Source organism: Paenibacillus sanfengchensis (assembly GCF_036864765.1).
GTDB lineage: Bacteria > Bacillota > Bacilli > Paenibacillales > Paenibacillaceae > Fontibacillus > Fontibacillus sanfengchensis.
Genome location: NZ_JBAGJC010000002.1, coordinates 192,282 through 218,674 on the forward strand (window position 1 = coordinate 192,282; position 26,393 = coordinate 218,674).

Here is a 26,393-nt window from a genome sequence, read left to right on the forward strand (position 1 = left end):
ATTTAGAGCCTTATTTCAGGAAAAAACAGGCCAAACCGTGATTTCGGGGCCCAGGGCAGGGCAATAAGGTCTTTTTTGACCGTTATGACTCCCCTGGAACCGAATCGGACCGTAATAACGTCCCAAAAGGCAGTTAAGTCGGCGAATAAGCTCCACATGATCAGCATCATGTCAGGTTTAATGCAACGTTAGTGCCCGTTCTCCAGATCTTAAACAGAATTAACGGGAATTCCTCCCGCTAATTTTACTTTTTTCCCCTCGGATACTGATTTAACGGGATTTTCTCCAGCTAATTTTGCTCGGAACCGGCAAATGAGTCGCTATGCCGCAAATTAAAGGGAGGTTTTCCAGGTAAATTTCCTTGCAGGGACTTCTTGAATCAGATTAACAGGAGGTTTTCCCGTTAATTCTCAAGTGTCCCCCGTATCCTCCCTGTCCGTTCCCCCGGCTACCGGCAAAGATCCCTGCCAGCATGTCTTGAAAGGCCCTGCCGGTTAAACGGCAACGGACTTGTGCCGGTTGCCGTACGCCCAGACCGCCGGGAGGCCCAGGACGATGAAGACGAACATATTGGCGATCCCGGCCGATATTACCTGGGTTATGGCGATTTCATCGGGAAATCTCATCACGTAAATATCGAACCACCCCGTGAACGCGAGCGACCCGAAAATGCCGATCACCCCGAAAATGAGCAATAGCAGCAGATGGCCCCCGCGGATTTTCCCGGCTTCCGGATCGAAGTCCCTCACGAAGCAAACCAGCCCCATACAGGCGCCCGTGATGCCTGAGGCCAGGGCCCAGCCCCAGGAAACCTCGCTGGCGAAGAGCAAATCGTTGATGACGTGTCCGGTGAATCCGGCAATCAGGCCGGAAATCGGCCCGAAAATCGCGCCGAATATCGCCAAGAGCGCGATGGCCGGCCGGAGATCGGTATCCGGCACGATCGGGATGCCGATCCAACTCGTTAATCCGTACATCACGGCCCCGATCGCCGTGCCTGCAGCCATACGCCGGTTCCATTTCCAGATGGACGCTTTCATTGGCTTGTCCCCCTACTCGCGCCGGACCAGGCGCGGCGTATTGCGCAGCGCCGCCACCGTCCCGGCGCCGATCCCGAACATGGCGGTGCGAAGCTCCAGCTCGACGCGCTCCAGGAGCGCATCGAGCCGCTCCTCCGAATGCACCGCCGGTTCCAGCAGCGCCCGGCCGAACCCGGCCAGGTCCGCGCCAAGCGCCAGCGCTTTGGCGGCGTCCACGCCGGTGTTCAGGCCGCCGCTGCCGATCAGGGCGGCGTCCGGCAGCGCCGCCCGGACCTCGCGGATGCATTCGGCGGTGGGGATGCCCCAATCCGCGAACGCTTCCGCGGCCGCGCGGCGCACCGGATCGGCGCCGCGGAATTTCTCGACCTGGCTCCAGGAGGTGCCTCCGGCGCCGGCCACATCGATGAAGGCCACGCCGGCTTCCCGAAGCCGTTTGGCCGTGGCCCCGTCAATGCCCCAGCCGACCTCCTTGACGCCGACGGGAACCGGCAGCGCCCGGCAGACCGCCTCCATCCGGGCGAGCAGCCCGGCAAAAGCAGTGTTCCCCTCCGGCTGGAACACTTCCTGCAAGCTGTTCAAGTGAAGCACCAGCATGTCCGCTTCGGCGATCTCCACGGCGCGCCTGCATTCCTCCGCGCCGAAGCCGTAGGCAAGCTGGACCGCGCCCAAATTGGCGATGATCGGGATGCTCGGCGCCTTGCGCCGGACCGCGAACGTGGGAGCCAGCTCCCCCCGTTCCACCGCCGCGCGCACCGAGCCGACGCCCATCGCCCAGCCCCGCCGCTCCGCCGCTTCCGCCAGGCGGTCGTTGATTCGCCCGGCGAGCTCGCTCCCGCCTGTCATCGAACTGATGAGCAGCGGCGTCCGTACCGGGGCGCCGAGAAACGTCGTTTTCAGGCTAACCTCTTCAAAATTCAGCTCAGGCAGCGCATTATGTCGAAACCTGTATTTTTCGAAACCGGTCCGGATCCCTTCGCCCTCTACCCGCTCCTCCAGGCAAATTCGGATATGTTCGGACTTGCGCCCGGATGTGTCTGCCATCTTCGTTCCTCCTTAAATTACGCGATCACTCGCTTCCGCCGGAATTGGACGCTCTTGCCCCCGCCTACAACAAAGGGGACATCAGCCTTGCCGCCGATTCCATAAACCGGATGACAATCTTTTTCTTCATAAAAGCCTTCCGCTTGATCCGCGTCGTCGACAGCAAATCGCGTTCGAAATCCTGAACGATCTTGGAAATACTGTCGGTCTGGACGAGCAGGACATTGACCTCAAAATTCAGATGGAAGCTGCGCATGTCCATATTGGCCGTCCCCACCGTCGCCACCTCGCCGTCCACGATCAGCAATTTGGAGTGCAGGAAACCTTTCTCATACTCGAAAATCTTCACCCCGGCCTCCAAAAGCGACGGGAAATAGGAGTGGGAAGCCAGGAACGGCAGCCACTTGTCCGGCTTGGCCGGAAACAAGATCCGCACGTCGATGCCGGATAGCGCGGCTACCCGCAAAGCCGTCAGAATATCCTCATCCGGGATAAAATACGGTGTCGCCAGCCAGACCGACTTTTTGGCCGAAGTAATCATGGCGAAGAAAATATTTTTCAGCGTCTTGCTCTCGTTGTCCGGCCCGCTCGGAATGACCTGAACCGCGCCGCTGCAGCCCATTTCCAATTCCGGCGACAAATATTCGAGGTCCATGATCCTTTCGTCGGTCACATACTGCCAGTCCTGCAGAAAAATGACCTGCATCGACCGCACGGCCTCCCCTTTGACAAGCATGTGGGTGTCGCGCCAAAAACCGTAGGTTTTGCTGCGGCTCAAATATTCGTCCCCCACATTAAGCCCGCCGATAAAGCCCGTATTGCCGTCGATCACGACAATCTTCCGGTGATTCCGATAGTTCACCCGGCTGGATAATGCGAGAAAACGCACTTCACCGAAGATGCCCACCTTGACCCCGGCATCCCGCAGTTCGTTCACAAACGATTTCGGCAGTCCCAAGCTCCCCACCGCGTCGAACATAAAGCGGACCTCTACCCCGGCTCTGGCCTTTTCGATCAGCGTCTTTTGGATTTCCCGGCCGATGTCGTCCGCTCGGTATATGTAGTATTCCATATGAATGTGATGCTGCGCTTTTTTCAATTCCTTCAGAAGCATCGAGAACGTCTCTTCCCCATTAGTCAGTACCTGTGTGCGGGTGGCCATGGAAAAAGGGGTCTTGGCGATCCGCTGCGACATTTGCAGCAGCCGCTGCTGTCCCGGCGTAAACTGTGACAAGTCACGCGGCAGCATACTGCCGTTATGATCGATGCGCTCGTAGCTTTTGCGGTCCTCTTCCGCTTTTTTATCGAACTTCCGCCGTTTGAAATAGTTCTGGCCCAGTAAAAAATAAAGGATTAAACCGACAACCGGCAGCAAAGCCAGCACCAAAATCCAGGCCATCGTACTGGAAGGGTTACGGTTCTCCATGAATATGGCAAGACCGATCGTGATCACGGTCAAAGTTTGAAATATACTGACGAGCATCCCCCCGAACTTCCCGAAAATCCCGAAGCCGAAAAAATAGAAGGCAAAGAGGATTGCTGCGATCAAAATAATTTGTAGTCCACGCCTCATGTTTGTACTCCTTTTCTATTCTGCACGTTTCTCCCTTCCATTTTACATGAAGCTTGAGTTTCTTCCTACTGAAAGACAAAAAAAGGCCGGGCGGAGTCAGTCCCGCCCTGCCTTACTCTTCCCCGTTGCCCTATTCCAATCTGCTATGCCACAAATACAGCTGCTCCAAGTCCATTTCGAGAAATTCCGCAAGCAATTCAGCCAGTCCCGTATAGAGCGGACTCGTGGTCGCCGCGGCCAAGTCGGCCGCAAAGCGCGGAGCCCATGGCATGAGGTGCGATTCCAAAAAGGCGATCTGCACCCGGATCAAGTCCCGGCAGGGTCCGGGAAGGTTCCTTCTTCCCAACATTTCCTCGCTCAGCACGGCCATAAACTCCAGCTCCAGGGCGATATGGTCGTCGCTCTCTCCCGAAATCTTGTTAAATACCACACTGTTCTCCAAATAGAAATCCCGGATCCCGGCGAGACAGGAAAAGGCGACGACGCCCTCCTCCTTGGCGCGAAACAGGCTCTCGCGGGCAGTCAACACCGCCTGATGCCCCATAAACAACCGCTTGTATTCCTCCGCTTCATCGGCGCACGCCAAACGCAAGTCCTCTTCGCGGATTCGCTCCAGATACTCCTTCAGCCTTCTGCCGCCCCGGCTCATGGGAATAACCGGGCTCTTCCGCTCCATCCGGTTCCGCCATTGGACAATCAAGGACATGCGGGGGGGACGGCTCAAAAAATCCGTCAGCAACGGGTACACCCAACCCCGGAGCTCCATCCAGCGGATCTGATCTTCCGGGATTTCCATCGGTCTCTTGTACAGTGTGGTCATATTGTCATCTCCCTGCTTATATAGCTTGACACAACAAATGTATTCACCGGTTAAAAAAAGATGACTTCCTGCATGACGGAAATCATCTCTCATCAATTATACCGACACATGATTAAGGGGGATCATGTATCTTACATCATTATTATACCGCAAAATGTAAGCGCTTTATGTGATCTTTTTGACAATCTCGCAACATCTCCTAAACTTCTCCGCGGGGAGGAACATCCGTCCATGTCAAAGCTTGCCGATAGTCTTCGGGCCGGTTCATGTTGAAAGGAATCCGCTCAGCGGGAATGCCCGCCGCGCTGGCCATAGCCGCCCCGTCCGTATAGTCGGCCTTCAGCCCTTCCGTCCAGCGGGTCAGCTTCAGACGCCCCTCCCTCAGCGTTTCTTCCAATCCCGGAAGCACGCTTCGCCGATAGGCCGCGAGCAGCGGCTGCTCCCTTCCTTCAATGACCGGAATCACGGCTTCCTTGCCTTCCTTCTCCGCCAGCAGGGTCCGGTCCGCCAGCCACCGGACTGCTTCCCGGGAGGCAAACGGCATATCGCATGCCACAAAAACGGTCCAGGTCGTCCCGGCCGCCTTCAATCCGGCATGCAAGCCGGCCAATGGCCCCGCCCCCGGGAACGTATCGGAGACGATCTCCGCTTCCAAATAAGAATACGTTTCTCTGGGTCCGCCCGCGATCAAAACCGTATCCGTTACATAACTCAGTTCCTTGACGAGCTTCTCGATGACGGGGACTCCCCCCACCGACAGCAACGCCTTGTTTCGGCCCATCCGCCTGGATTGCCCTCCGGCAAGAATAACCGCTGTAATCGTCATTTTAAACCCCACCCATCTAAAAACTGGCAAAACAAAGAGAAGTTGGTTTGTATCCCCTTTCAGGTGTATGTTACATTGAGGACATAGTCATTTTTCGCTGCACACCAAAAATGGAGTCGGACAGAAAGGAATGGCACGCTTGCGGGACAAAACCCAACCCTTTTCCACAATAAAACTGCCCTTGGGGCTGCTTAACTTTTTCACTTACGGCACCATGGTCATCTTTGCCGCGTTCTTTCAATTATATTTGCTGGATATCGGCATGGACAAGCTCGAAATCGGCAGTCTGATGGCCGCCGGTCCGCTTGTGTCCCTGCTGGCACATCCCTTTTGGAGATATTTAAGCGATCGCGGACGGAACATTCGCGTGATGCTCTTAATGATGATGGTCGGCTTGCTGATCGTCGGCCACCTCGTTTTCAAAGTGAACACGTACCCGATGCTGTATTTATCGATGATTCTGCTTTTCTTTTTCCAGACCCCTCTGCTGGCCCATACGAACAGTCTGACCTTGGGATATATCGAAGAGGTGGGACAGAAATTCGGAGCCTACCGGTTATGGGGCTCGCTGGGATGGACCTTCGTCGCCCTGACGGCCGGACCGATCATCGACAGCGTCGGACAAAACGGAATCTCTCTGCTGTTCAGCGTAACCTTGATGCTGGCGATCGGGTCCGCGTTGCTGTTGCCGACGATCCGCAAAACGACGAACACGCCGATCATTTCGCCCGTCGAAATTCGCCGAACGCTGCAGAATAAGTATTTTGTCGCGTTCGTTCTGTTTGGTGTGCTTGTCTCGTTGCCGAATGCCATCAACAGTATTTTTTTGCCGCTGTTTATGAGCGATCTCGGAGGAACCCGGTTTCAAATCGGCGTTGCGTTTTTTCTCTCCACCTTTTTTGAAGTGGGCGCTTTCGTCCTTCTGAACCTCTTTTTGAAGAAAAAGCTGACTTACCTCATGGGCTGCCTTACCGCGGTAAGTCTGCTGTTTGCGCTGCGCTGGAGTTTGATGTCCGGAGCGACCAGCCCGTTGCAGGTCATCCTGATTCAGGTGCTGCACGCCGTTACTTTCGGCGGTTTTTTTCACGTAGGGACCCGGCTGACCGCGCTGCTGCTCCCCAGGCCGCTTCGTTCCGCCGGACAGGCGGTCTATACGGTTGCTCTCAGCGGCATAACCGGAGTCATGGCCGGTCTGCTCGGCGGTTGGATTTTTCAGAACTTCGGGCCTGTGGTGATGTATAAAATGGGGGTCATTCTCACGGTCATCGGGGCCATCGGCTTTGGCCTGATGTGGAACCGGCTCCGCAAAAACGGATACTCCCCGGCGATGGCGCGAAGCGAAGAAGAAGACTAACTCGCTTGGGATATACGGCCAAAAATGGGCCCGGCAGCGTTACGCCCGCCATGCAAAGGCGGTTACGCCGCTGTTTCCGAGCCTTTAAGCTAAGTCTATATTATGAAATGCTTTTCAGATCAAGCGTTTCTTAAATTTTGTCATGTTTCCAGGAAGGGGGCGTCCCGCGTTTGGCCAATATCAAACAAATCGCCAAAGCCGCCGGTGTTTCCGTCACCACGGTCTCCCGGGTGCTGAACGCGCATCCCTATGTCAGCGAGAGCAAGCGGAAAGCGGTCGAAGAGGCCATCGAACGGCTTCAATATGCCCGTAACATGAATGCCGTCCATCTCGTCAAAGGCACGACGCAGACGATCGGCATCATCCTTCCCCAAATCCAGACCTCCTACTTCTCCAGGCTCGTGGACGGCATCGCCGCCGAAGCGCTTCAACATAACTATCAGTTGATCCTCTGCCAGACCGGCTATCGCCCGGAGGAGGAGATCAAAGTGCTCGATCTGCTGCGGAATAAGCGGATCGACGGCGTCATTATCTGCTCGCGCTCCCTGTCCCTCGATCAGGTGGAAGGTTATGCCGAATACGGTCCGATCGTCCTCTGTGAAGACGTTCCTCTGCCCAAACTTTCTTCGGTCTACTATGACCACTACGCCAGCTTCCGGAATGCCATCCGCTATCTTTGGGAGCGCGGCCACCGCCGGATCGGTTTTACCCTGAACCGCCGGAATAGTCAAAACAGCCTGCGGCGCCGCAAAGCTTACGCCGATATTCTGAAGGAACTCGGCGGCGAGGCGCGCGACGAGTGGATGCTGGACGGCTGCAGCGAGATCCGCGACGGCCGCCTGGTGGCCGATTGGCTGCTGGGCATGAAGGAGCGGCCTACCGCCCTGCTGCTCAACGGGGATGAGATTGCCGCCGGATTCCTCGTCGCGATCAGGGAGCACGGCTTCCGCATACCGGAGGACCTCGCCATCGTCGGGTTCGATAACCAGCCGATCTCCGAAGTATTCGGCATCACCACGATCGACAACCGCCTCCGGGATATCGGCACACAGGCTTTTAACATCGTGTATAGCCGGATCCAAAATCCGGCCCTGCCTCCGGTAACCGAGGAACTTCAGTTCCGTCTTATCGAGCGCGGCAGCGTCTGACCGAGGCTGTCCCGATTTCCGGGCGAGGATCGGCGGGTCAGCGGCCTTGTTGGGCGGCGTGCCGTCCCAGGGTTTGTTTTAGCAGAAACGGCGTGACTAATGTGGTCAAAATGACCACGATGACGAGGACCGTAAAATACTTTTGCTGCAATAGTCCGCTCTCCAGCCCGATGGTAGCAATAATCAGCGCCACCTCCCCGCGCGATACCATCCCCGAGCCGATCCCGGCCGAAGATGACCACGAAAACCCGGTCAACTTGGCCCCGAGCCCGGAGCCGACCAGCTTGGTCAGCAGGGCCACCATGAAAAGAACAATCAGCAAGCCCCATTGCGATCCCAATCCTTCGAACGAAACGGAAAAGCCCACGCTTACGAAGAAAATCGGCACGAATATCGTATAAGCGATCGGCTCGAGTTTATGCTCCACTTCTTTTTTATAGTCGGTTTGCGAGATGGCCAAACCCGCCGCAAACGCCCCGATAATGCCCGCCACGCCAAGCTCTTCGGCCACAAAAGCCAGAAAAAAGCAAAGGATTAGCCCGCCGCTGATAATCGACTCGGAAACCCGCAGCGGAGCCAGCCACTTCATGACCCATTTTGCCCCCTTCCAGATGAACAATCCGGCAATGAGGAAGAAGATCAATTTCTTGCCGATGACGAGCGTCAAGTTGACTTCCTCTCCCCCGAACAGGCTCATCACGAATGCCAGCAGAACCACTACCAGAATATCGTCGATGATGGCCGCCCCGAGAAGCGTTGTACTTTCCCTGCTGTTCAACAAATTCAAATCTTTCAACGACTGGACGGAGATACTGACTGATGTGGCCGAGAGCAACAGCCCCATAAATATCGCCTGAGAAACCGTCAGCCCAATTACAGCCCCCGTAATATAACCGCCGACAAAAGGTACGATGATTCCGCCAACAGCCACCGCCGTCGCCGACTTATAGGCGCGTTTTAAATCACCCAGATCGGTCTCCAAACCGGCCATAAACATTAGCAAAAGCACACCGATTTCGCTCAATTCCTCAATGATATGCGAATTCTCCACCCATCCGAGCAAAGCCGGGCCAATCACAATTCCGACCAGCAGCTTCCCCACGACCGCGGGCTGGCCCAAGCGCGCGCTCAGGTCCCCCGCCAGTTTCGTCGCCAATAAAATAATAAGAATCGTAAAAAAGAACATTCGCACTCCTCCAGTATTTTTTTTAGTTATCATGCCTAAAAAAGACAAAAAGGAGCCCGGTTTGACCAGGCTCCTCCATAAAACCAAAATATTTAATTATTTAAATTCAATCCACCTACATTATACCATCTTACTTTGGCAGTTGAAACGAACTTTTCAGCGAAACGATCAAATTAAACACCGGATGTCCCTGTTTGGAATACTTCGGATCGACGTTGAAATAGCCGTGACGGAAAAATTGGAACTTGTCATGCGGCTCCGCATCCTTCATTCCCGGTTCCACGAAGCCTTGCTTGATCGTCAGGGAATTCGGGTTGATCCGCTCCAGGAACGGCTTCTCCTCCGCCCCCTCTTCCTCGGGTTCCTCATCCAGAATCAACGGCTCATACAAGCGGAATTCCGCAGGTACGGCGGCGCCGGCGTCCACCCAGTGGATCGTCCCCTTCACTTTACGACCGGTAAACCCGCTTCCGCTTTTCGTCTCCGGATCATAAGTGCAGTGGATCTCCTTAATCTCGCCGTTCTCATCCTTGATCACGTCGTGGCACTTGATAAAGTAGGCGTGCTTCAAACGCACTTCATTTCCGGGGAACAACCGGAAGTATTTACTCGGCGGATCCTCCATGAAATCGTCGCGTTCAATATAAATTTCGCGGGAAAACGGAATTTGCCGATGCCCCATCTCTTCATTTTCGCTGTTGTTTTCCGCGTCCAGCAGCTCCGTTTGCCCTTCGGGATAGTTTGTAATGACCACCTTCAGCGGATCGACAACCGCCATCGTCCGCGGCGCCTTCAGCTTGAGGTCCTCACGGACAAAATGCTCCAGCATTTTGACATCGATCGCACCGTAAGCCTTGGAAATGCCCGCTTCGTAGACGAACGCCTTGATGGCCTCCGGCGTATAGCCCCGGCGGCGAAGCCCCGAGATCGTCGGCATGCGCGGATCGTCCCAGCCGTCGACGACCCCCTCGTCGACCAGCATCTTGAGCTTCCGTTTGCTCGTGACGGTTTGCTCCAGGTTCAACCGGCCGAACTCATATTGATGCGGTACATTCGGCATCTCCGTTTCGGCGATAACCCAGTCATAGAACGGGCGTTGATCCTCGAACTCCGTGGTGCACAGGGAATGGGTCACGCCTTCGACCGCATCCTCCAGCGGATGGGCGTAGGAATACATCGGGTAAATGCACCATTGATCCCCTGTATTGTGATGGGTCGCATGCACAATCCGGTAAATGACCGGATCCCGGAGGTTGATGTTCGGCGACGCCATATCGATTTTGGCCCGCAGCACTTTCTCTCCGTCCTTGAATTCCCCAGCGCGCATCCGGGCGAACAGGTCCAGGTTTTCCTCGACCGACCGATCCCGGTAGGGGCTGTTTTGCCCCGGCTCCGTCAAGGTCCCGCGGGTTTCGCGGATTTGGTCGGCGCTGAGGTCGTCCACATAGGCCTTGCCTTTTTTGATCAGCAGGACGGCCCGGTTATACATCTCCTCAAAATAATTCGAAGCATAGTGAAGCTCTTCCCACTCGAAGCCGAGCCACTTCACATCCTCTTTGATGGAGTTGACGTATTCGATATCTTCCTTAACCGGGTTCGTATCGTCAAACCGCAGATGGGTACGGCCTCCGAATTCGTCGGCCAGCGTGAAATTGATCCAGATCGCTTTGGCATGTCCGATATGTAGATAGCCATTCGGCTCCGGCGGGAACCGGGTTACGACCTTGTCCACTTTTCCGGTTTTTAAATCTTCCGTAATAATATTTTTAATAAAATTGGGAGGAGTCAAGTTATTGTTCTCCATGGTGATCAACCTTTCCATTCATGGAATCTCTGCCTTACGTTTCTCCGATTTTTCTTCTTCTAAATATACCGATATCTCGCCAAATGTTCAATGGCTGCCGACGGGACACCACATCAGGATATCATCGACGTATTGGCCGCCGATAAAAAACTCATCAACCAGCCGCCCCTGTTCCATAAATCCGCACTTCTTGTAAAAAGCCATTCCCCCGGGATTGGATGCCAGTACCCGCAGGCACAGCTTCCGGACACCCCGCTCTGCGGCTATTTCCTTAATATCCTCCATCAACTTGCGCCCAACCCCACGCCCCTGATAATCAGGGTGAACCGCAATGTTCAGCTCATAGACATGCCGGTTGCTCTCCAACGGTGTCGGATAATCGAAACCCACATACCCGCATAGCTGTTCCCCAATTCCGGCAACCAGTTGAGTTCCCGGCGGGCATTTCTGCAAATAGTGTTCCCTGGAGTTCCAGACGATCGGCGAGGGGGTTGTGTTTTCCACCCACACAAGCCTGTCCAGCTCCATCAAAGCTTCGGCATCCCGCATTTGCGAGAAGCGGGTCCATATTAGATCTGACATACAAATATGCTCCTTACTTAGCTTTTTATACACATTTTATTTAAATGCTGTCCGCTATTTCCCCCCGGGCGCTTCGGTTCAACGAGGAGTGGATCAAGAACGCGCCAACGGACAAAACGGAGATCATGACGGCCAACCAGGCCACCGGCACAAAACCGTTCCAGTCGAACAGCACGCCCATAGCGTAAGGACCGACCACTTTTCCGGCAGCTCCCATCCCGCCGACGACGCCCAGATAAAAAGGCGCGGCCTTGCCCGTCCGGTCGGAAATGAACGACGGAATGGCCGGAGAGATCAGCATCTCGCCAAAGGTGGTCAGAATCATCGCCGCGACCATGCTTGGGTACGTGGGGAAGCACAGCATCGTGACATATCCGAGAAAATAAAAGATGGCGCTGGCCGTAAGCTGCGCTTCCGCCGAGCCTGCGAGCGTCCGTTTTATCCATAAAATAAACGGTTGGCCGACAAAGATCAAGATCCCGTTCAGCGTCCACAGGATACTGTAATTCCATTCCGGCATGCCCTGTGACAGCGTAAAGGGCGAAACCCCGTTATTCCAGATGCAATTGCCCAGCCACAGAAAGAAGGAGCCGATCCCCATAAACAGATAAACATTGTATCGGCCAAGCAGCTTCCAGGTATCCTGCCCTTCCGGGGCGATTTTACGCTTCTGGAGTTGAACCTCTCCCTCGTTTTTTTGAACTTTGTTCAAATAAAACCAGAAAAACAGCGCAAACCCGGCCGAAATCAACCCGTTCAAAGTAAAGCTCATATTATAAGAAATCTGCGCCAAAAATCCGCTTAGCGCGGTACCCAGCGCAACGCCGATATTGTTCGCCACATAGATGACATTGAACAATTCCCCCCGCCGCTCCGCAAACCTGAAGCCGATAAAAGCCTGAATCGCAGGCATGGACATCGCGTTGAAGAATCCGACGAGTCCCATCAGTACGATGAATAGAGACCAATTGCCGCTCCCGTACGGCAGCAGCAGCAGAAACAGCGCGTACAGGCCTATCCCGCCGACAATCAGCTTTTTTACGCCCAGTTTATGATACAGGGAGCCGCCGAGGACTTGCCCGACAATCCCTCCCAGAGACATCACCAGGATGACCAGACCGGCGTCCGTTACGGTTCGCCCCAGCACCTTGAATACGAACATCGTGATCAGCGGCCACATTAAAGATCCCCCGGCCGAGCTGATCAGACTCGCCACCAGAAAAATTTTGACCTCCCGCGGATACGATTGCAACCATTTCATAGGCATTTCTCCTCCTTCACCCGCTCCACGCTCAACCAAGACTTTTATCCTTAAAAATACAAAAGGAGCCCTTGCGGGCTCCTCCGTACCGTATAGCTATCACCGTGAATGCAACTATTATTACGCCCAGATTATCATAGTATCGCCGAAAAGAGGAAAGTCGGCAAGTACATCTATTGCCGCTTTACATCAACAACAGTCGAAAAGAAGACGGCTCCCCCGCCCATATCGGCGAGCCGATCCGCAGTTAACGCGTTTGCCCGGCTCCGTTTGCCGTCCTGCTTCCACCAAAGCCCCTGGCTGATGACGACACCCGGCAGCATTTTATCGGTCACGGCCGCCACGACTTCATAACTTCCCCGATCATTCCACACGAGGACCCGGTCCCCGTCCTCAATGCTCCGAGCCGCCGCATCCTCCGGATGGATTTGCAGGGTAGGCTGCTTTTCCAGCGCCGTAAGCTTCTCCACATTGCCAAACGTGGAATTCAGGAAGCTGTGATTCGGCGGCGAGATGAACATCAGCGGATACGCTTCCCGCTCTCCCGGCCGGTTCTCCCCGTCGTACCCTTCGTGCAGCGGAGTGTAAGTCGGCAGCGGAGGGAGGCCCTCCTTGGCCATTTGGGCCGAGTATAGTTCAATCTTGCCCGAAGGTGTCGGCAAGCTGTCCAAATACCGCTCCTTGTGCGCCATGTCCAGCTTGACTATCCGCTGCTCCTTCAATCCTTCCAGCGTAATGGTCCGCAAGTAAGGGTTGGCCGGATAATCCAGCGCCAGGCGGATCATGTCCTCCTCCGTATCGCGGAACGCCTCCTCCTCAAATCCCAATGCGGCCGCCAGAAGCCGAAACACCTCGACATTGCTCTTGCTCTCGCCCTGAGCGGGAATGACCGGCTCCTGGATCTGTACGTAATGATGCCAATAGGAAGCGTAGAGGTCCGTATTTTCAAAGGTGGACGTCGCCGGCAAAACAATATCCGCATACTTGGCCGTATCCGTCAGGAACAGATCATGCACGACGGTAAACAAGTCCTCACGGCTTAAGCCGCGCTCCACCTTGCCGGTATCCGGGGCAACGACCGCCGGGTTCGCGCAGTATACGAACAGCGCATAAAGCGGCGGGTCCAGCGTCAGCAGCGCCTCGCCGATGCGGTTCATGTTTATCGTCCGGGCCTCCGGATTCTTCCGCAAATCCGGGCGTTCCAACGCCTCCGCGTTCATTTTGTTATAAGCTCCGTTAGACTTGTAAGCCCCTCCGCCGGGAACGAGCCACTGCCCGGTCAGCGCCGGCAAACAGCTGATGGTCCGCACCGTCATTCCGCCGTTGTCATGGTGCTGCAGCCCGTTGCCGATATGGATGTAGGCCGGAGAGGTTTCGCCGTACAGCACGGCCAGCTTGACGATGTCATCCGCCGGGATGCCGGTAATCGCCGAGACGCACTCCGGCGTGTAGGCTTTCACATGCTCACGCAGTTCGGCGTGCCCGGTTGTATAGCGCTCCATGAACGATTCGTTGACGAGGCCGCGTTCGAACAGGACATGCATCATGCCGAGCGCGAGCGCGCTGTCCGTCCCCGGATACAGCGGGATAAACCAATCCGCCCGCTGCCCTGTGCGGTTGCGATGGACGTCGATCACAACGAGCTTCGCCCCCTGCTTGCGGGCTTTTTCGATCAAGGCGATCTGGTGCATGTTTGTGCTGACCAGATTGCCGCCCCAAATGATAATAAGCTTCGCCTTTACCGTATCCTCCGGACTGGTGCCCCCAGCGAAGCCCATCGTATACTTCCAGCCGGCACTTCCGGCGGAATTGCAAATCCCCTGCTGCAGCTGGGAAGCCCCCAGCCGGTTGAAAAAGCGCCGATCCATGCCGTCAACGCTGAGGATCCCCATGTTGCCGTAGAAGCTGTACGGCATAATCGACTCGGGTCCATGCTCGCGGATAAGCTCCTTGTACCGTCCGGCGATTTCGGCAATCGCCTCGTCCCAGGAAATCCGCTCGAATTTCCCTTCGCCTTTGGCCCCGACCCGCTTGAGCGGGTAAAGCACCCGCTCCGGATGATACACCCGCTCAGCCATGTTCCGTACCTTGTTGCAGATGGCTCCCTGGGTAATCGGGTGAGCGGGATTCCCCGTCACCTTGACGATTTTTCCGTTCTCTTTATGCAGTAACAAACCGCAGGTATCCGGGCAATCCAATGGACACACCGCGGGAAAAATTCCGTTCTCCTCGCGAATCATGGCTTCATCCCCTATCTCAAACTTGCAGATTCTATAATCTTAGAAAAAAGACGGAACGATGTCTACAGGTTCCCCATAAGACATACTCCTTCAACTCCAAAAGGATGCAAATCTGCAGGTATTTTAGGCAGATTCACGAGGGGATGTGGAAAAAGATGCAAATTTGCAGGGATTTTATGTAATCAAGGTTGCCTGACAGAGGGCACTGGTAACAGGAGGGATTTCGGCACCTAGTCCCTCCCATGCACATCTCGAACAGAGACAGGAGGAGTAAGCCGGTACGGGTCAATAAAGGCCTTTTGCGCCGCTAATTTGTCGAATTCGCTTCATAAAGGTGAAATAGCGGGCTTTCAGGGTCTTATTTTAGGAAAAAGCGGGCAAAAAACGATTTTGGAGTCCGGTGCCGGGAAATAAGACCCTTTTGGACCGCTAATCTTACTGCGGAGCCGAATCAGCCCGAAATAGCGCCTCTAAAAGCCGCTAATCTAAAGACTAAATCAAAAAGACGGCCTCCGCAGGAGACCGTCTCTCAATCGAGCCACAGCGGCAACCGGCTTCTTACGCGTGCTTGCTTAGCGGCGCGGCCACGGCATCGCCGGAGGCCTGCTCTTTCTTTCCTCCATCTTTCAGGTATGCCGCCCAATACGCGCCGGCGACGAACAGGGCGCCTCCCGTCAGGTTGCCGAGCCAAACCGGCACAAAGTTTTTGAGGTACTCCCCCCAGGAGAAATATCCCTCAAATATCGCCGCCGGAATCAGAAACATATTTGCCACAACGTGCTGAAATCCGATAGCGACAAAGGCCATCGTCGGGAACCAGATGCCGAGGATTTTACCGCTCATATTGTCAGCCCCGTAAGAAAGCCAAACGGCCAGCGCCACCAGCCAGTTGCAGCCGATCCCGGACACAAAGGCCTGCACGAATCCGGCATCCAGCTTATGTCCGGCCATATCCACAAGCTTCTCGAGGTACGCGCCTTCCGCGGTCAATCCGACGATATGACCGAAGAAATAGGCGACAAACAGAGCGCCGACAAAGTTGCTCAACGTAATGAGCACCAGGTTTTTGCACATCTCCCCGGCTGTGATCTTGCGCGCCATCCGCGACAGCGGCACAGCCATCATATTTCCGGTCAACAGTTCGCCTCCGGCAAGCAGCACGAGGATCAGGCCGATCGGGAACACCGCCGCGCCGATAAAGGTGGCGAAACTGCCCCACTCCTTCGGCGCGCTGGCGATCACGCGGATATCCAGCAAAAATCCAAGCGCGATAAAGGCCCCGCCCAAAAAGCCCAGAATCAGCACCGTCAACAGCGGATTGTGGGCTTTCTTTACGCCCATTTCCACCGTCACTTTCGCAATTTGATCCGGTTTGTTGTAAGCCATTCTCTCCATTCTCCTTTAGAAGCAGTTCATAAACTGCGGTCTTTACGTCCATTGTATCTTGGCCCCTGGTGCGGATAAGTAACATAAGTCACGTTACCGTTTTCAAAAGTGAAACATTTCACAATTTTAACCACAAAAAATGCTTGGAGCTGCTACACGCCCCCTTATCCCTCAATCGGCTACCCAAATGGGTATTGGGCGAGCTTATGCCGAAAATGAAAAACAGCCACCCGGGGTTGAAACCGAGGCGGCTGTGATATACAAATCGGCTAAATTTTAAACGGTAACGGCCTTGCGGGCCGGCACTTCCGGCAGCGCACCCAGTCCGGCACTGTTGAGGAAATTCCACGGTTTGTTGTAGTGCGGCTGGAAGAAGAAGTCGACGAACGCCAGTTCCTCCATTTTCATGCCGTTTTGGATACAAACCGAAATCGTGTTGATCGACTGGGTCAGATCCACCTTCGACATGATTTGAGCTCCGAGAATCCGGCGCGTTCCTTTTTCGTAAACGACCTTCAGCATAACCGGTTCATGGGTCGGCATAAATTCCGGACGGTAGTTATCGGTAATCATGACCGCTTCCGCGTCGATGCCCGCCTCTTTGGCCGAGGCTTCCGTCATCCCGGTACCCGCGATATTGTCCTCATAGATTTTAATCCCCGATGTGCCTTGCGTTCCCATATATTTAACGGTCGGCGTAACCAGGTTGCGGGCAACCAGGGTACCCATCCGAACGGCGTTAGTGGCCAGCGGAATGTAAGCATGCTCCCGGGTCGGGTTGTAAAAGACCGCACAGCTGTCGCCCGCTGCGTAAACGTCAGGCTTGCTCGTCCGCATGTACTCGTCCACGATGATTGCTCCGTTGCCCAGCATGTCGACTTGACCTTTCAACAATTCGGTGTTCGGGCGGAAGCCGATGCACAGAATCACAAGATCGGCGGTATATTCGCCGCGGTCCGTGACCACTTTGGTTACTTTTCCTTCCTCGCCGACAAACTTGGTCACTTTTTGGTTCAAAGCCAGAGTGATTCCATGCTCACTGAGCGATCCTTCGATTTTGTCCGTATACTCGGCGTCGAGGTACTTGCTGAGGATGCGCTCTTCCGCATCGATCAACGTTACCTTTTTCCCGTTCAATTGGAAGGCTTCGACCAGTTCAACACCGATGTAACCGGCACCCACCACAACGATATGATTGGCTTGTTCCGACTTTTCTATGATGGTGTTCGAGTGATTGAAGTTCTTCGAGAGCAGGATATTTTCGAGCTCAATGCCTTCGAATTTCGGAACGACCGGCCACGATCCCGTCGTCACAATCAGCTTGTCGAACGTATCGTCAAATTCGGTTCCATTCTCCAGGTTGCGGGCCCGAAGCGTTTTGGTCTCCGTATCGACCGCGATGACTTCATGCCGCATGTTTGTTTTGACGCCAAGCTCAGCGAGCTGGGCCGGCGACGAGTAGAAAAGGCCCTGGGGATCCTTAACCATCCCCCCTACATAAAGGGCAATCCCGCACGAAAGGAACGAAATATTATCATTGCGTTCATAAACGGTAATCTCGGCTTCCGGGTAAAGCTTCGCGGTATTTACAATGGCTGCGGTTCCTGCGTGGGTACATCCGATAACGGCGACTTTCATGGTTTCTTCCTCCTCAATTTCCTAACGTTCGATAAATCGTAACGTCCAGGATTATCTCATGTGAAATATGTCACTTATAAAATAAAGACTTTGTGAATTTGTTCACCTCATGATTCTATTATAGTGTGACATTTTTCACATTGCAAGCAGAAAAGTGCGCGTTCTTAAAATATTCACAATTTTAAATAATTTCAACCGCGGCTCAATCCGATCGCTGTCGGTCCACACTATGTCCCTACTAGTCCAAAATAATTACCGCTGTCCCTATTGTTCCTGCCCCCACGCAAAATTACCCGCCGAACGCGAAAAAACCGGCCGGTGTTTTCCGGTCGGTTTTCCATCTTTTTTATGAGTGCACGGTTTTATTTGCTGCCGGAGGGGGCCCCGGCCGTCCGCATCAACCAGAGGAAGTACGGCGCGCCCAGCAGAGCCACGACTAGGCCGGATGGAATTTCCTTGGGGGCGAGCAGCACCCGCCCCACGAGATCCGCAAGCACCAGGAACACGGCCCCCAGCAGGGCCGAAAGCAAGACTAGCTTGCGGTTCGCGTTCGGCACTAGCAAGCGGGCCGCATGCGGCGCAAGCAGGCCGACGAAGCCGACGGTGCCGACCGTCGCGACGGCCGAGGCCGCCAGCGCCGCGCCCAGCAGGCCGCCGAGCAGGCGCGTCCGTCCGGCGGAGACGCCGAGGTTGATCGCGGAGGCGTCCCCGAGCGCGAGCAGGTCCAGCCGGCGGGCGAGCGCCCACGCGAGCGGCAGCAGCACCAGCGGCCAGGCGAACAGCCAGGCGAGCTCCTCCCAGCCTCGGGCATAGGTGCTGCCCGAGAGCCAGGTGAGCGCCGAGGCCACCCGCAGCTGCGCCTTGACCACCAGCGCTTGAATGCCGGCCGAGGCGAAAGCGGAGACGGCCATGCCGATCAGCGCGACTTTGGCCGGCTGCAGGCCGCCCTTGCGGCTGATCGCGAAGATCACCAGCGCCGCGCCCACCGCGCCGGTGAAGGCGGCCGCCGGCACCAGCGAGCCCGGCAGCTGGGGCAGCAGAATCAGGAAGACGAGCGCGCCCAGGCCGGCGCCGGACGTCACGCCGATCACCGAAGGATCGGCGAGCGGATTGCGCACGACGCCCTGCAGCAGCGTCCCGCTCGCGGCCAGCGAGGCCCCGGCGAGGGCCGCGATCAGCAGGCGGGGCAGCCGCGTTTCGATCACCATGTAACGGGTGATCTTGCTGGCCTCGCCCGTAAAGGCGGCCCACAGCTCCGGCAGCGGCACGGTCTTGCCGCCGAAGACGAGGCCGGCGCCCAGCGCGAGCAACAGCAGCAGCCCCGCCCCCGCCAGCAGGGCGGGATACGGCAGGGAGCGGCGGAAGCCCGCTCCCATGCCGGAGGACGCGCCCTGCACGTCGCCGCGCGTCGGCTTCATGCGGTACACGAGCCAAACCAGCCACGGCGCGCCGAGCGCCGCCGTGGCCGAGCCGGCCGGCAGCAGGCCGAAGGCCGGCTCCAACAGCAGCACGGCCAGGTCGGCCGCCACCAGCACGATCGCGCCCCAGATCGCGGCGCCGGGAATCAGCAGCCGGTGGCGATGCAGCCCCATCAGCCGCAGCAAATGCGGCGCAATCAGGCCGACGAAGCCGATCGGCCCCACCGCGCTGACGGTGACTGCGGCCAGCAGGACGGCCGTCAGCACGCTGGCGGTTCGGGTCAGACCGATGCGCTGCCCCAGCGATTTGCCGACCTCCTCGTCCATCAGGAGGACGTCGAGGTTGCGGCTGAACAGCGCGGCGAGCAGCAGTCCGCCCACAATCCACGGCCAGATCGCCGTCACGTTCTGCCAGTCGTTCTGAATCAATGAGCCGGAGCCCCACAGGAACAAGCCTGCCGTCTCATTTTCAAACAGCAGTTGCAGCGTTCCCGTCAACGATGAAAGCACGAGCGTCAGGGACATGCCGCCCAGGGCCAACCGTACCGGCCCGCTTCGCCGCTGCCCGGCCAGCAGAAACACGATCCCCCCGGCAAGCAGCCCGCCGGCCATCGCGGTCAGCAGCGGGAACCCGCCCATCACCGAAGGGAAAAAGATCGTCGCCACCACGACCGCCAGGTAAGCTCCGGCGTTGATCCCCAGCGTCCCGGCGGAAGCAAGCGGATTGCGGGTCAGCGTCTGCAGCAGGACGCCCGCCACGGAGAGCGCGGCTCCCGCCAGTGCCCCTATCACAGCCCGGGGAAGGCGGACCCCCCGGACGATTTGATGAAGCGGATCCTCCGGGGCCGGATGAAACAGCGCATCCCGGATCAGGGCCAGGGAGATGCCCGCGGTGCCCTGCGTAATTTGTAGGCACAGCAGCAGCGCCAGGATCAGCGGACCCGCCGCAAACACAAGAAAAAGCGAACCCCGGGAGGTCCGCTTCTGAGGGGCTGCCGCTTTTTTCGAGGTTAGCCCGGTCACCGTACTCATGGCGCGATCACGGAGACGGCTTTATCAACAAGCGTCTTCGCGGACAGCGGACCGCCGAACACCCATGAGTCTCCCCCCAGCGCATAGGTACGGTTCTCTTTGACAAAATTCAGATTCTTCCAGACCGAGTTCCCTTTCAAATGCGTTTCGAACACGTTGTCATCCTGCTGCACGATATACAGAAACTCCGAGTCCTGCACCGCCGGAAAGGCTTCGACCGATTTCTCGGCATAACCGTAAACTTCAAACGCCGGGTCCTTAAACGCGTTTTGAAGACCGATTTTATTCAGGATTTTGATCGCCATCGAGTTATCCGTAAAAATCCGGAAAACCGGCGAATTCTGATTACTGAAGGCCTGAACCAAGGTAACCGCGGCATTCTCCTTGCCCGCCGCCTTGATTTTCTCCGCGGCCTCTTGATACGTCTTGTCCAAATCCGCCAACACCTGCTTGGCTTCCTCCTGCTTGCCGACCACCTCGGCGATCGTATTGAACGTATCGATCATTTCCTGATACTGATCCACGCCGTTCTCGTCTTGATAAGGGCTAAAAGCCAACGTTGGTGCAATTCCCTCCAACTTGTCGTAAATGTCCTTCGACCGGAAATCCGTGGTGAGAATCAAATCCGGCTCCAGGGCCATAATCGCTTCCAGGTTAGGCTCCTGACGGGTTCCCACATCCTGAACGCTGTCATCCAGCCCGGGGGTCGTATTGACCCAGGTTTGATAGCCTTTGACGTCCGCCACCCCAACAGGCTGAATGCCCAAGGCCAGCAAATCCTCGGCATAAGTATATTCCAGAGCAACAATCCTCTTCGGAGTCCCTTCGATCTTGGCCGTTCCCAAGGCGTGCTTGATCTCGTGGCCTATTCCGATATCCGTCTTGGCATTTGCGCCTTTTTGCTCGGCGGAATTCCCCGCGGCATTCCCTGCGGACGCCCCATTCCCGGCCGAATTCGCAGCGCCCGTGTTCTGTTTCGCGTTACCGCAACCCGCCATAACCAAAACTAGCGCAAACACGGCTATCAACCCTATAATTCCGTTTCGTTTCCTCAATTGTAACGACATATTCATGACATCCCTTTCGTTTCTATGATGTAAAAAGACAGACGCTACCCGTTCGAGGCCGCAGCCGCCAAAATCTCCCGACGCTTTCTTTCCCGCTCTTCCTTCGAGATTTTGGGACAACCGTAGCAGTAACCATGCCCGGTATCCGTCCGGTAAGCCAGGCAGCAGGTCGGCTTCATTCTCGTCCGCTCCCCGGGCCGATAAGGATCATCCAGCCAGATCGCCTTGACATCAAACGGATTCCGTTTCAAACCGAACCATTCCGGCCCCAGTTGCTTGCTAAAAAAAACGTACTGCTCGCCAAGCCGTTCCTTCAGCGGCAGATCGCCCAGTTGGTCCGCCATGTAATTCAAGTAAAACTCAACCCCCAGCGGTATCTGTCCCCAGATTTGCCCCAGCGGCAATCCTGATATCGATGAGGCCGTTTCCAGAACCGGACGGAGCGTTTCCTGCACAAAACCGCCCAACTCACGCTCGCGCCATGACTCCGCCGGACCGGTCGGCCAGGGAAGCACGTCGGTTCGTTTCAGCACAAAAAAGACCCGCGGATAATTATTTACTATATCAATTTGAATAGTGAGATTTTGCAGAGAGAAATCTACCCTGCCGTCGCATGCGGTCAGCATGTACAGCAGAGCAGCGGGGATCACGCGCCAGCACGCGGCGTAATAAGTCGAAGCGACCTGGATGTCCCGTCCTTTAATCTGTTCCCGGTAAAGGGTGAGCAGTTGCCGAGCTTGCTCCGGTTCGGTCAGCCGTTCCGCCGAAACCGTGACAAGCGCGTTCTCCCCTTCTTTCGTTACGATGGAGAGCGCGCGGTCCAACAGCTCAAAATTGATCGTCATCTCCAGCTCCCTCCCGATCTATAAACCGTCATCTTTAAAGAATGGAGGCTACTTTGCCGTCCAGGATCCCTTTTTTCCCGGTCCGAACCCGGCCTTCCGTCGCAGCCCGATAGAGCTCATACGGCAGACAGAGCGGTACCCCGCTGCGGGGGTCGGTCACGATGTCCGCTTCAATGCCGAATACTTCGCGAAGCACCTCGGAAGTCACCACTTCTTCGGGTGCTCCCACGGCGATCGCCTGCCCCTTCTTAATGGCAATCATATGATGGGCATATCTCGCGGCATGGTTTAAATCGTGGACCACCATCACGATGGTCCGCCCCGATTCCGCATTCAGTTCCTCCAGAAGTTGCAGCACTTCGAGTTGATGCGCCATATCGAGGAACGTGGTCGGTTCATCAAGGAACAAGATATCCGTCTCTTGAGCCAGAGCCATGGCAATCCAGGCCCGTTGACGCTGCCCGCCGGACAGTTGCTCCAGGGCCCGGTCGCTGAACTCATTCATGCCGGTCGCCTCGATAGCCCAGTTGATGACTTCCCGATCCTCCGCCTTCAGACCCCCGAACCCTTTTTGGTGCGGGAACCGGCCATAGGACACCAGTTCATAAACCGTCAGCCCCTCGGGCGCGGTAGGGTTTTGCGGCAAAATCGCCAACTGTTTGGCAACTTCCCGGGTAGACTGCTTGTGGATGGACTTGCCGTCCAGCAGCACACTGCCTCCCTTAGGGTGCAGGATGCGGGCCATCGTCTTCAAAATCGTCGATTTCCCCGAGCCGTTGGCTCCGACCAATGCCGTTATTTTCCCTTGCGGGATGGATATATTCAGGTCCTGAACGATCAACCGGTCCTCATAGGCGATATCCAGATGCGAGGTATTCAATGTTGCCATCATTCATCTTCCTTTCATGTATATGACCTGAAAAACGGGTCCACGTGCCGCAACCCGGCAACTTTGCTCCATATCCGGTGCGAAGTATGAATCTTCAATTTCGTTTGCCTTTTCATCTTCATCGGATCTTCATATCTTACTTTTTAAAGATACTGATAATCATTATCATTTGTCAACAGGAACTTCTCCCTGTAACGTAAAAAAGGACGCCCAAAAGGCGCCCTGAAACTACTTCTCTGCATTTCCACGCTTAATGCGCTTTTTGTGCCAGTCTGACCAGCATATGCGCCAGCGCATGACGGTGCTCCTGCCCGCCGGCATTCCATAACTCCTGCAGCAGCTTCTCCTCACGGTTGCGCGGCTCTTCCCTCGCGGCGAGGTAATTGCCGACTTTCTCGGCGGCCTGCGCCATCGTCTCTTCGCTCATCCCTATGGATTGGGCGAGTTTGACCCGCTCCCCCAGGTATTTTTTAAACGTTTCGAAGCTCTGCAAAATTTCTTCCTTCCGCTCATCATCAATCCGGTTCAGGGCATCATCCACTTTTCCCAGCGCCATTTCGCCATCCTTGTTCACTACATGGTTGTGTTCGGACATGCTGATTGCCTCCTTGAATGAGTTATGCGGTTTGTTAGTACATAACCCGTTCGAAGGGCGGTGAACCAGATTGGCGCGTTGGAATTTGCCGCCCGTCAGGTTAAGGGTTCGCGGAAACCGGTACGGCGTCGTAATACTCCTCCAGCGTGATCTCGCGCTCAACGATATCCGCGGCGATCTCCTTGCCTACATAACGCAGATGCCATGGTTCGTATTTATATCCGGTGATATTTTCTTTTCCTTTCGGATAGCGAATGATAAACCCGTATTCATGCGCGTACTTTGCCAGCCAATCGGCTTCCTTGGTACCGCCGAAACAATCTTCGGCCGCACATTTACCGTCGCTCCCGCTCACGTCGATCGCCAATCCGGTCTCATGTTCGCTGTGCCCGGGAACGGCGCTGTAGGTTTTGGCTTTCTCCAGCCCGTCTCTTTTGACATATCGGTTAAAAAGCGATGTCTGCGTGCTATGCGACCGATAGGCCGAAACGCCGGCCAGGTAAATACTGTCTTTCTCGGCTCCCGCAAACAGCTCCTCCAGCGCGGAGGCCGCTTCCTTGCGCAATTTGCGTTTTTCGATCTTTTCTTTGAACGTAAAACGGACATCCGGATAGACCAGATCATCCGGCTTGTGATCCTCCGGAAGCGCGTATTCCTTGTTGACCAGCACGGCCACACTGTCCGGATCCGCCGCTGCGGCTTTGCTCCCGCCCTTTGCCCCGTCTTTCGAGCCTTGCGGGTTCGGTTTGCTTTGATTTTTCGTTCCCGTTGTATCGGACTTCACGGACTTTTCGTCGCTCGCCTTACTCCCCGCTTTTACGGTATCCACGACAGTTAAATCCCCCACGGACTCCTCGTTGCCGGCGTTTCCGGTATTCTCCGAGACTCCCGAGTTCACCGTCTTTGCGGCCTCCGGGATGTCGCTGGAACAAGCGCTGAGCATCATCGTCATTAGTACAAAGACAAGAGCATATCCTACTCTCTTGCCCGTCCGGTTTCTCATCTTGATTCCTCCCACCATAAGTTCGCCGCTTCTCTATATAACGTGTAGATTTGCGATTAAGTTCCCGCGGTACATTTTTTTCCTGGCGGGGCAAATCGGCGAAAAGCCTAGCGTCCCCGGCGGCCGCCATCATTCCGGCCGCGCCGTCCGCCCTGCTGCTCCCGGCCGCCGCCTTGGCCGCGCCCGCTGCCGCCCTTGCCGGGCGCCGTGCCCGGCTTCCGCCGGCCGGCGGCCGAGCCTTCCCCGCGGCGCTCGCCTTGCGCGCGGCCGCGCTCCGCCGCTTCGCCTGCGCCGCGGCGGCTCTGGGCGGCGTTGCCTACGGCTTCCACGCCGCCCTTCTCATACCGCCGCCGCTCCAGGCGGCGGGAAATGCCGCGCTCGATGTTACGGAGCGCTTCCACATCCTTCGGGGCCGCGAAGGTCACCGCGATCCCCTTCTCCCCGGCCCGGCCCGTCCGGCCGATCCGGTGAATGTAACTGTCGACATCCTGCGGAATGTCGTAGTTGAACACATGCGTCACGCCCTCGACATCGATGCCCCGGGCGGCGACATCGGTCGCCACCAGCAGCTCGAGCTTGGCCTCGCGGAAGGCGCGCATCACCTGCTCGCGCTTGGATTGCGACAGGTCGCCGTGCAACTCGTCCGAGGCGAAGCCGGCTCCCTGCAGCGCCTCGTTCAGCGTGCTTGCCCGCCGCTTCGTCCGGCAAAAGATCACCGCCAGATACGGCCGGTGCTGGCGGATCATCGTGATGAGCGCCTCCTGCTTGGTGCGGTCGGTGCACTCCACGACGATCTGCTTGATGCTGTCCAGCGTCACCCGCGACGTCTCCGCGATCCGGATATCCCGGGGCTGCTGCATATACGTTCTGGCCAGATGCCTCACGTTATCGGGCATCGTCGCCGAGAACAGCATGGTCTGGCGGCTGCGCGGCACAAGGCGGATAATCTCCTCCACCTCCGCCAAGAAGCCCATGTGCAGCATCTGATCCGCTTCGTCCAGCACCAGCATGCGCACGGCGCCCAACGTCAGCGAGCCGCGGCGCAAGTGGTCGAGCAGCCGCCCCGGCGTACCGATGACGAGCTGCGTTCCGTTCTGGAGCTTGCGCAGCTGCCGTTCCACGTCCTGGCCGCCGTAAGCGGCGAGCACGGACATCCCCTCGCGGGCCTCCGCCAGCTTACGCGCTTCCGCGGTGATTTGCAGCGCAAGCTCGCGCGTCGGGGTAATGATCAGCGCCTGCGCTTCGGGGCGATCCGCCCGAATTTTTTCCATAATCGGGAGCAGGAACGCCAGCGTTTTCCCCGTCCCCGTTTGGGCCTGAACGATCACGTCTTCTCCCGCGAGCAGTTCGGGGATAGCCTTCTCCTGCACCGGGGTTGGATTCAAGATCCCTTGTCCCCGCAATATTTGCAAAATGGCCTTGGAGAGGCCCATACTTTGAAAATTCGCCAAAAAATTCACCTCATTAATTAGTCGCCGCTTCATCTGATATTCTGCGGGCCCTCCTATTGTACCAGAGATTGCCCCAAAATTCCGTCCGGCATGCAAGTTTTCATCACTTCCCCCGGTATGAAAAGAACTCCGCGCTTCGGCCCCAAGGACCGCTCACGGAGTTCACCCGGTAAATAAGGGCCTTTTGCGCATAA

Annotated in this window: 21 protein-coding genes; 2 read left to right on the top strand and 19 right to left on the bottom strand. The window is 56.3% G+C overall.

The annotated features are described in order from the left end of the window. Positions 1-494: 494 nt before the first annotated feature. The 5 genes from V4U84_RS04315 to mobA all read right to left on the bottom strand — a co-directional run bounded on the left by V4U84_RS04315 (position 495) and on the right by mobA (position 5,300). Positions 495-1,040: an ECF-type riboflavin transporter substrate-binding protein gene (locus tag V4U84_RS04315; protein ID WP_334072229.1), complete on the bottom strand. Its 546-nt coding sequence runs from the start codon at positions 1,038-1,040 to the stop codon at positions 495-497. 12 nt (positions 1,041-1,052) lie between these two features. Next, complete coding sequence (gene fni / locus V4U84_RS04320) at positions 1,053-2,081, bottom strand: type 2 isopentenyl-diphosphate Delta-isomerase (RefSeq protein ID WP_334072230.1); 1,029 nt, start codon at positions 2,079-2,081, stop codon at positions 1,053-1,055. A gap of 64 nt (positions 2,082-2,145) precedes the next feature. Next, a complete protein-coding gene (cls, locus tag V4U84_RS04325) occupies positions 2,146-3,654 on the bottom strand; it encodes a cardiolipin synthase (protein WP_334072231.1) in 1,509 nt (502 codons plus the stop codon). 130 nt (positions 3,655-3,784) lie between these two features. Further along, a complete protein-coding gene (locus V4U84_RS04330; RefSeq protein ID WP_334072232.1) occupies positions 3,785-4,474 on the bottom strand; it encodes a TorD/DmsD family molecular chaperone in 690 nt (229 codons plus the stop codon). A gap of 199 nt (positions 4,475-4,673) precedes the next feature. Then, positions 4,674-5,300 carry a molybdenum cofactor guanylyltransferase gene (mobA, locus tag V4U84_RS04335; protein ID WP_334072233.1) on the bottom strand — a complete coding sequence of 209 codons (627 nt, stop codon included), beginning with the start codon at positions 5,298-5,300 and terminating at the stop codon, positions 4,674-4,676. Between the two features lie 130 nt (positions 5,301-5,430). Between mobA and V4U84_RS04340 the strand changes: the two genes are divergently transcribed. After that, positions 5,431-6,654: an MFS transporter gene (locus tag V4U84_RS04340; RefSeq protein ID WP_334072234.1), complete on the top strand. Its 1,224-nt coding sequence runs from the start codon at positions 5,431-5,433 to the stop codon at positions 6,652-6,654. A gap of 170 nt (positions 6,655-6,824) precedes the next feature. Then, positions 6,825-7,802, top strand: a complete 978-nt coding sequence (locus V4U84_RS04345; RefSeq protein ID WP_334072235.1) for a LacI family DNA-binding transcriptional regulator — start codon at positions 6,825-6,827, stop codon at positions 7,800-7,802. A 37-nt stretch (positions 7,803-7,839) separates the two neighbouring features. On the opposite strand, the gene V4U84_RS04350 is transcribed toward V4U84_RS04345, so the two are convergent. The 14 genes from V4U84_RS04350 to V4U84_RS04415 form a co-directional block, all read right to left on the bottom strand. Continuing rightward, on the bottom strand, positions 7,840-8,988 hold the full coding sequence (locus V4U84_RS04350) for a cation:proton antiporter (protein ID WP_334072236.1): 1,149 nt from the start codon (positions 8,986-8,988) through the stop codon (positions 7,840-7,842). A 130-nt stretch (positions 8,989-9,118) separates the two neighbouring features. Continuing rightward, complete coding sequence (locus tag V4U84_RS04355) at positions 9,119-10,810, bottom strand: glutamine--tRNA ligase/YqeY domain fusion protein (RefSeq protein WP_334072237.1); 1,692 nt, start codon at positions 10,808-10,810, stop codon at positions 9,119-9,121. Positions 10,811-10,879: 69 nt separating this feature from the next. Then, complete coding sequence (locus V4U84_RS04360; RefSeq protein ID WP_334072238.1) at positions 10,880-11,374, bottom strand: GNAT family N-acetyltransferase; 495 nt, start codon at positions 11,372-11,374, stop codon at positions 10,880-10,882. Between the two features lie 40 nt (positions 11,375-11,414). After that, positions 11,415-12,635, bottom strand: a complete 1,221-nt coding sequence (locus V4U84_RS04365) for an MFS transporter (protein ID WP_334072239.1) — start codon at positions 12,633-12,635, stop codon at positions 11,415-11,417. Between the two features lie 173 nt (positions 12,636-12,808). After that, positions 12,809-14,875 carry a molybdopterin-containing oxidoreductase family protein gene (locus V4U84_RS04370; RefSeq protein WP_334072240.1) on the bottom strand — a complete coding sequence of 689 codons (2,067 nt, stop codon included), beginning with the start codon at positions 14,873-14,875 and terminating at the stop codon, positions 12,809-12,811. 558 nt (positions 14,876-15,433) lie between these two features. Beyond that, a complete protein-coding gene (locus V4U84_RS04375; RefSeq protein ID WP_334072241.1) occupies positions 15,434-16,261 on the bottom strand; it encodes a formate/nitrite transporter family protein in 828 nt (275 codons plus the stop codon). A gap of 276 nt (positions 16,262-16,537) precedes the next feature. Next, positions 16,538-17,899, bottom strand: a complete 1,362-nt coding sequence (locus V4U84_RS04380; RefSeq protein WP_334072242.1) for an FAD-dependent oxidoreductase — start codon at positions 17,897-17,899, stop codon at positions 16,538-16,540. A gap of 362 nt (positions 17,900-18,261) precedes the next feature. Then, entirely contained in the window at positions 18,262-20,349 is a 2,088-nt protein-coding gene (locus V4U84_RS04385; RefSeq protein ID WP_334076811.1) for an iron ABC transporter permease, read from the bottom strand. Continuing rightward, entirely contained in the window at positions 20,346-21,416 is a 1,071-nt protein-coding gene (locus tag V4U84_RS04390) for an ABC transporter substrate-binding protein (RefSeq protein WP_334076812.1), read from the bottom strand. The genes V4U84_RS04385 and V4U84_RS04390 overlap by 4 nt, the downstream gene beginning before the upstream one ends. Before the next feature lie 44 nt (positions 21,417-21,460). Then, complete coding sequence (locus tag V4U84_RS04395; protein ID WP_334076813.1) at positions 21,461-22,261, bottom strand: (2Fe-2S)-binding protein; 801 nt, start codon at positions 22,259-22,261, stop codon at positions 21,461-21,463. 34 nt (positions 22,262-22,295) lie between these two features. Next, on the bottom strand, positions 22,296-23,150 hold the full coding sequence (locus V4U84_RS04400; protein WP_334072721.1) for an ABC transporter ATP-binding protein: 855 nt from the start codon (positions 23,148-23,150) through the stop codon (positions 22,296-22,298). A gap of 250 nt (positions 23,151-23,400) precedes the next feature. Then, complete coding sequence (locus V4U84_RS04405) at positions 23,401-23,745, bottom strand: DUF3243 domain-containing protein (RefSeq protein WP_334072246.1); 345 nt, start codon at positions 23,743-23,745, stop codon at positions 23,401-23,403. 100 nt (positions 23,746-23,845) lie between these two features. After that, positions 23,846-24,748, bottom strand: coding sequence for a M15 family metallopeptidase (locus V4U84_RS04410; protein WP_334072247.1), 903 nt, complete (start codon positions 24,746-24,748; stop codon positions 23,846-23,848). Positions 24,749-24,855: 107 nt separating this feature from the next. Next, complete coding sequence (locus tag V4U84_RS04415) at positions 24,856-26,232, bottom strand: DEAD/DEAH box helicase (protein WP_334072248.1); 1,377 nt, start codon at positions 26,230-26,232, stop codon at positions 24,856-24,858. Positions 26,233-26,393: the final 161 nt, after the last annotated feature.

Bases quoted from the DNA above. Each gene is read 5' to 3' on its own strand.
- V4U84_RS04315 (WP_334072229.1), bottom strand. From the start codon at position 1,040: ATGAAAGCGTCCATCTGGAAATGGAACCGGCGTATGGCTGCAGGCACG.
- fni (WP_334072230.1), bottom strand. From the start codon at position 2,081: ATGGCAGACACATCCGGGCGCAAGTCCGAACATATCCGAATTTGCCTG.
- cls (WP_334072231.1), bottom strand. From the start codon at position 3,654: ATGAGGCGTGGACTACAAATTATTTTGATCGCAGCAATCCTCTTTGCC.
- V4U84_RS04330 (WP_334072232.1), bottom strand. From the start codon at position 4,474: ATGACCACACTGTACAAGAGACCGATGGAAATCCCGGAAGATCAGATC.
- mobA (WP_334072233.1), bottom strand. From the start codon at position 5,300: ATGACGATTACAGCGGTTATTCTTGCCGGAGGGCAATCCAGGCGGATG.
- V4U84_RS04340 (WP_334072234.1), top strand. From the start codon at position 5,431: ATGGCACGCTTGCGGGACAAAACCCAACCCTTTTCCACAATAAAACTG.
- V4U84_RS04350 (WP_334072236.1), bottom strand. From the start codon at position 8,988: ATGTTCTTTTTTACGATTCTTATTATTTTATTGGCGACGAAACTGGCG.
- V4U84_RS04355 (WP_334072237.1), bottom strand. From the start codon at position 10,810: ATGGAAAGGTTGATCACCATGGAGAACAATAACTTGACTCCTCCCAAT.
- V4U84_RS04360 (WP_334072238.1), bottom strand. From the start codon at position 11,374: ATGTCAGATCTAATATGGACCCGCTTCTCGCAAATGCGGGATGCCGAA.
- V4U84_RS04365 (WP_334072239.1), bottom strand. From the start codon at position 12,635: ATGAAATGGTTGCAATCGTATCCGCGGGAGGTCAAAATTTTTCTGGTG.
- V4U84_RS04370 (WP_334072240.1), bottom strand. From the start codon at position 14,875: ATGATTCGCGAGGAGAACGGAATTTTTCCCGCGGTGTGTCCATTGGAT.
- V4U84_RS04375 (WP_334072241.1), bottom strand. From the start codon at position 16,261: ATGGCTTACAACAAACCGGATCAAATTGCGAAAGTGACGGTGGAAATG.
- V4U84_RS04380 (WP_334072242.1), bottom strand. From the start codon at position 17,899: ATGAAAGTCGCCGTTATCGGATGTACCCACGCAGGAACCGCAGCCATT.
- V4U84_RS04385 (WP_334076811.1), bottom strand. From the start codon at position 20,349: ATGAGTACGGTGACCGGGCTAACCTCGAAAAAAGCGGCAGCCCCTCAG.
- V4U84_RS04390 (WP_334076812.1), bottom strand. From the start codon at position 21,416: ATGTCGTTACAATTGAGGAAACGAAACGGAATTATAGGGTTGATAGCC.
- V4U84_RS04395 (WP_334076813.1), bottom strand. From the start codon at position 22,261: ATGACGATCAATTTTGAGCTGTTGGACCGCGCGCTCTCCATCGTAACG.
- V4U84_RS04400 (WP_334072721.1), bottom strand. From the start codon at position 23,150: ATGGCAACATTGAATACCTCGCATCTGGATATCGCCTATGAGGACCGG.
- V4U84_RS04405 (WP_334072246.1), bottom strand. From the start codon at position 23,745: ATGTCCGAACACAACCATGTAGTGAACAAGGATGGCGAAATGGCGCTG.
- V4U84_RS04410 (WP_334072247.1), bottom strand. From the start codon at position 24,748: ATGAGAAACCGGACGGGCAAGAGAGTAGGATATGCTCTTGTCTTTGTA.
- V4U84_RS04415 (WP_334072248.1), bottom strand. From the start codon at position 26,232: ATGAAGCGGCGACTAATTAATGAGGTGAATTTTTTGGCGAATTTTCAA.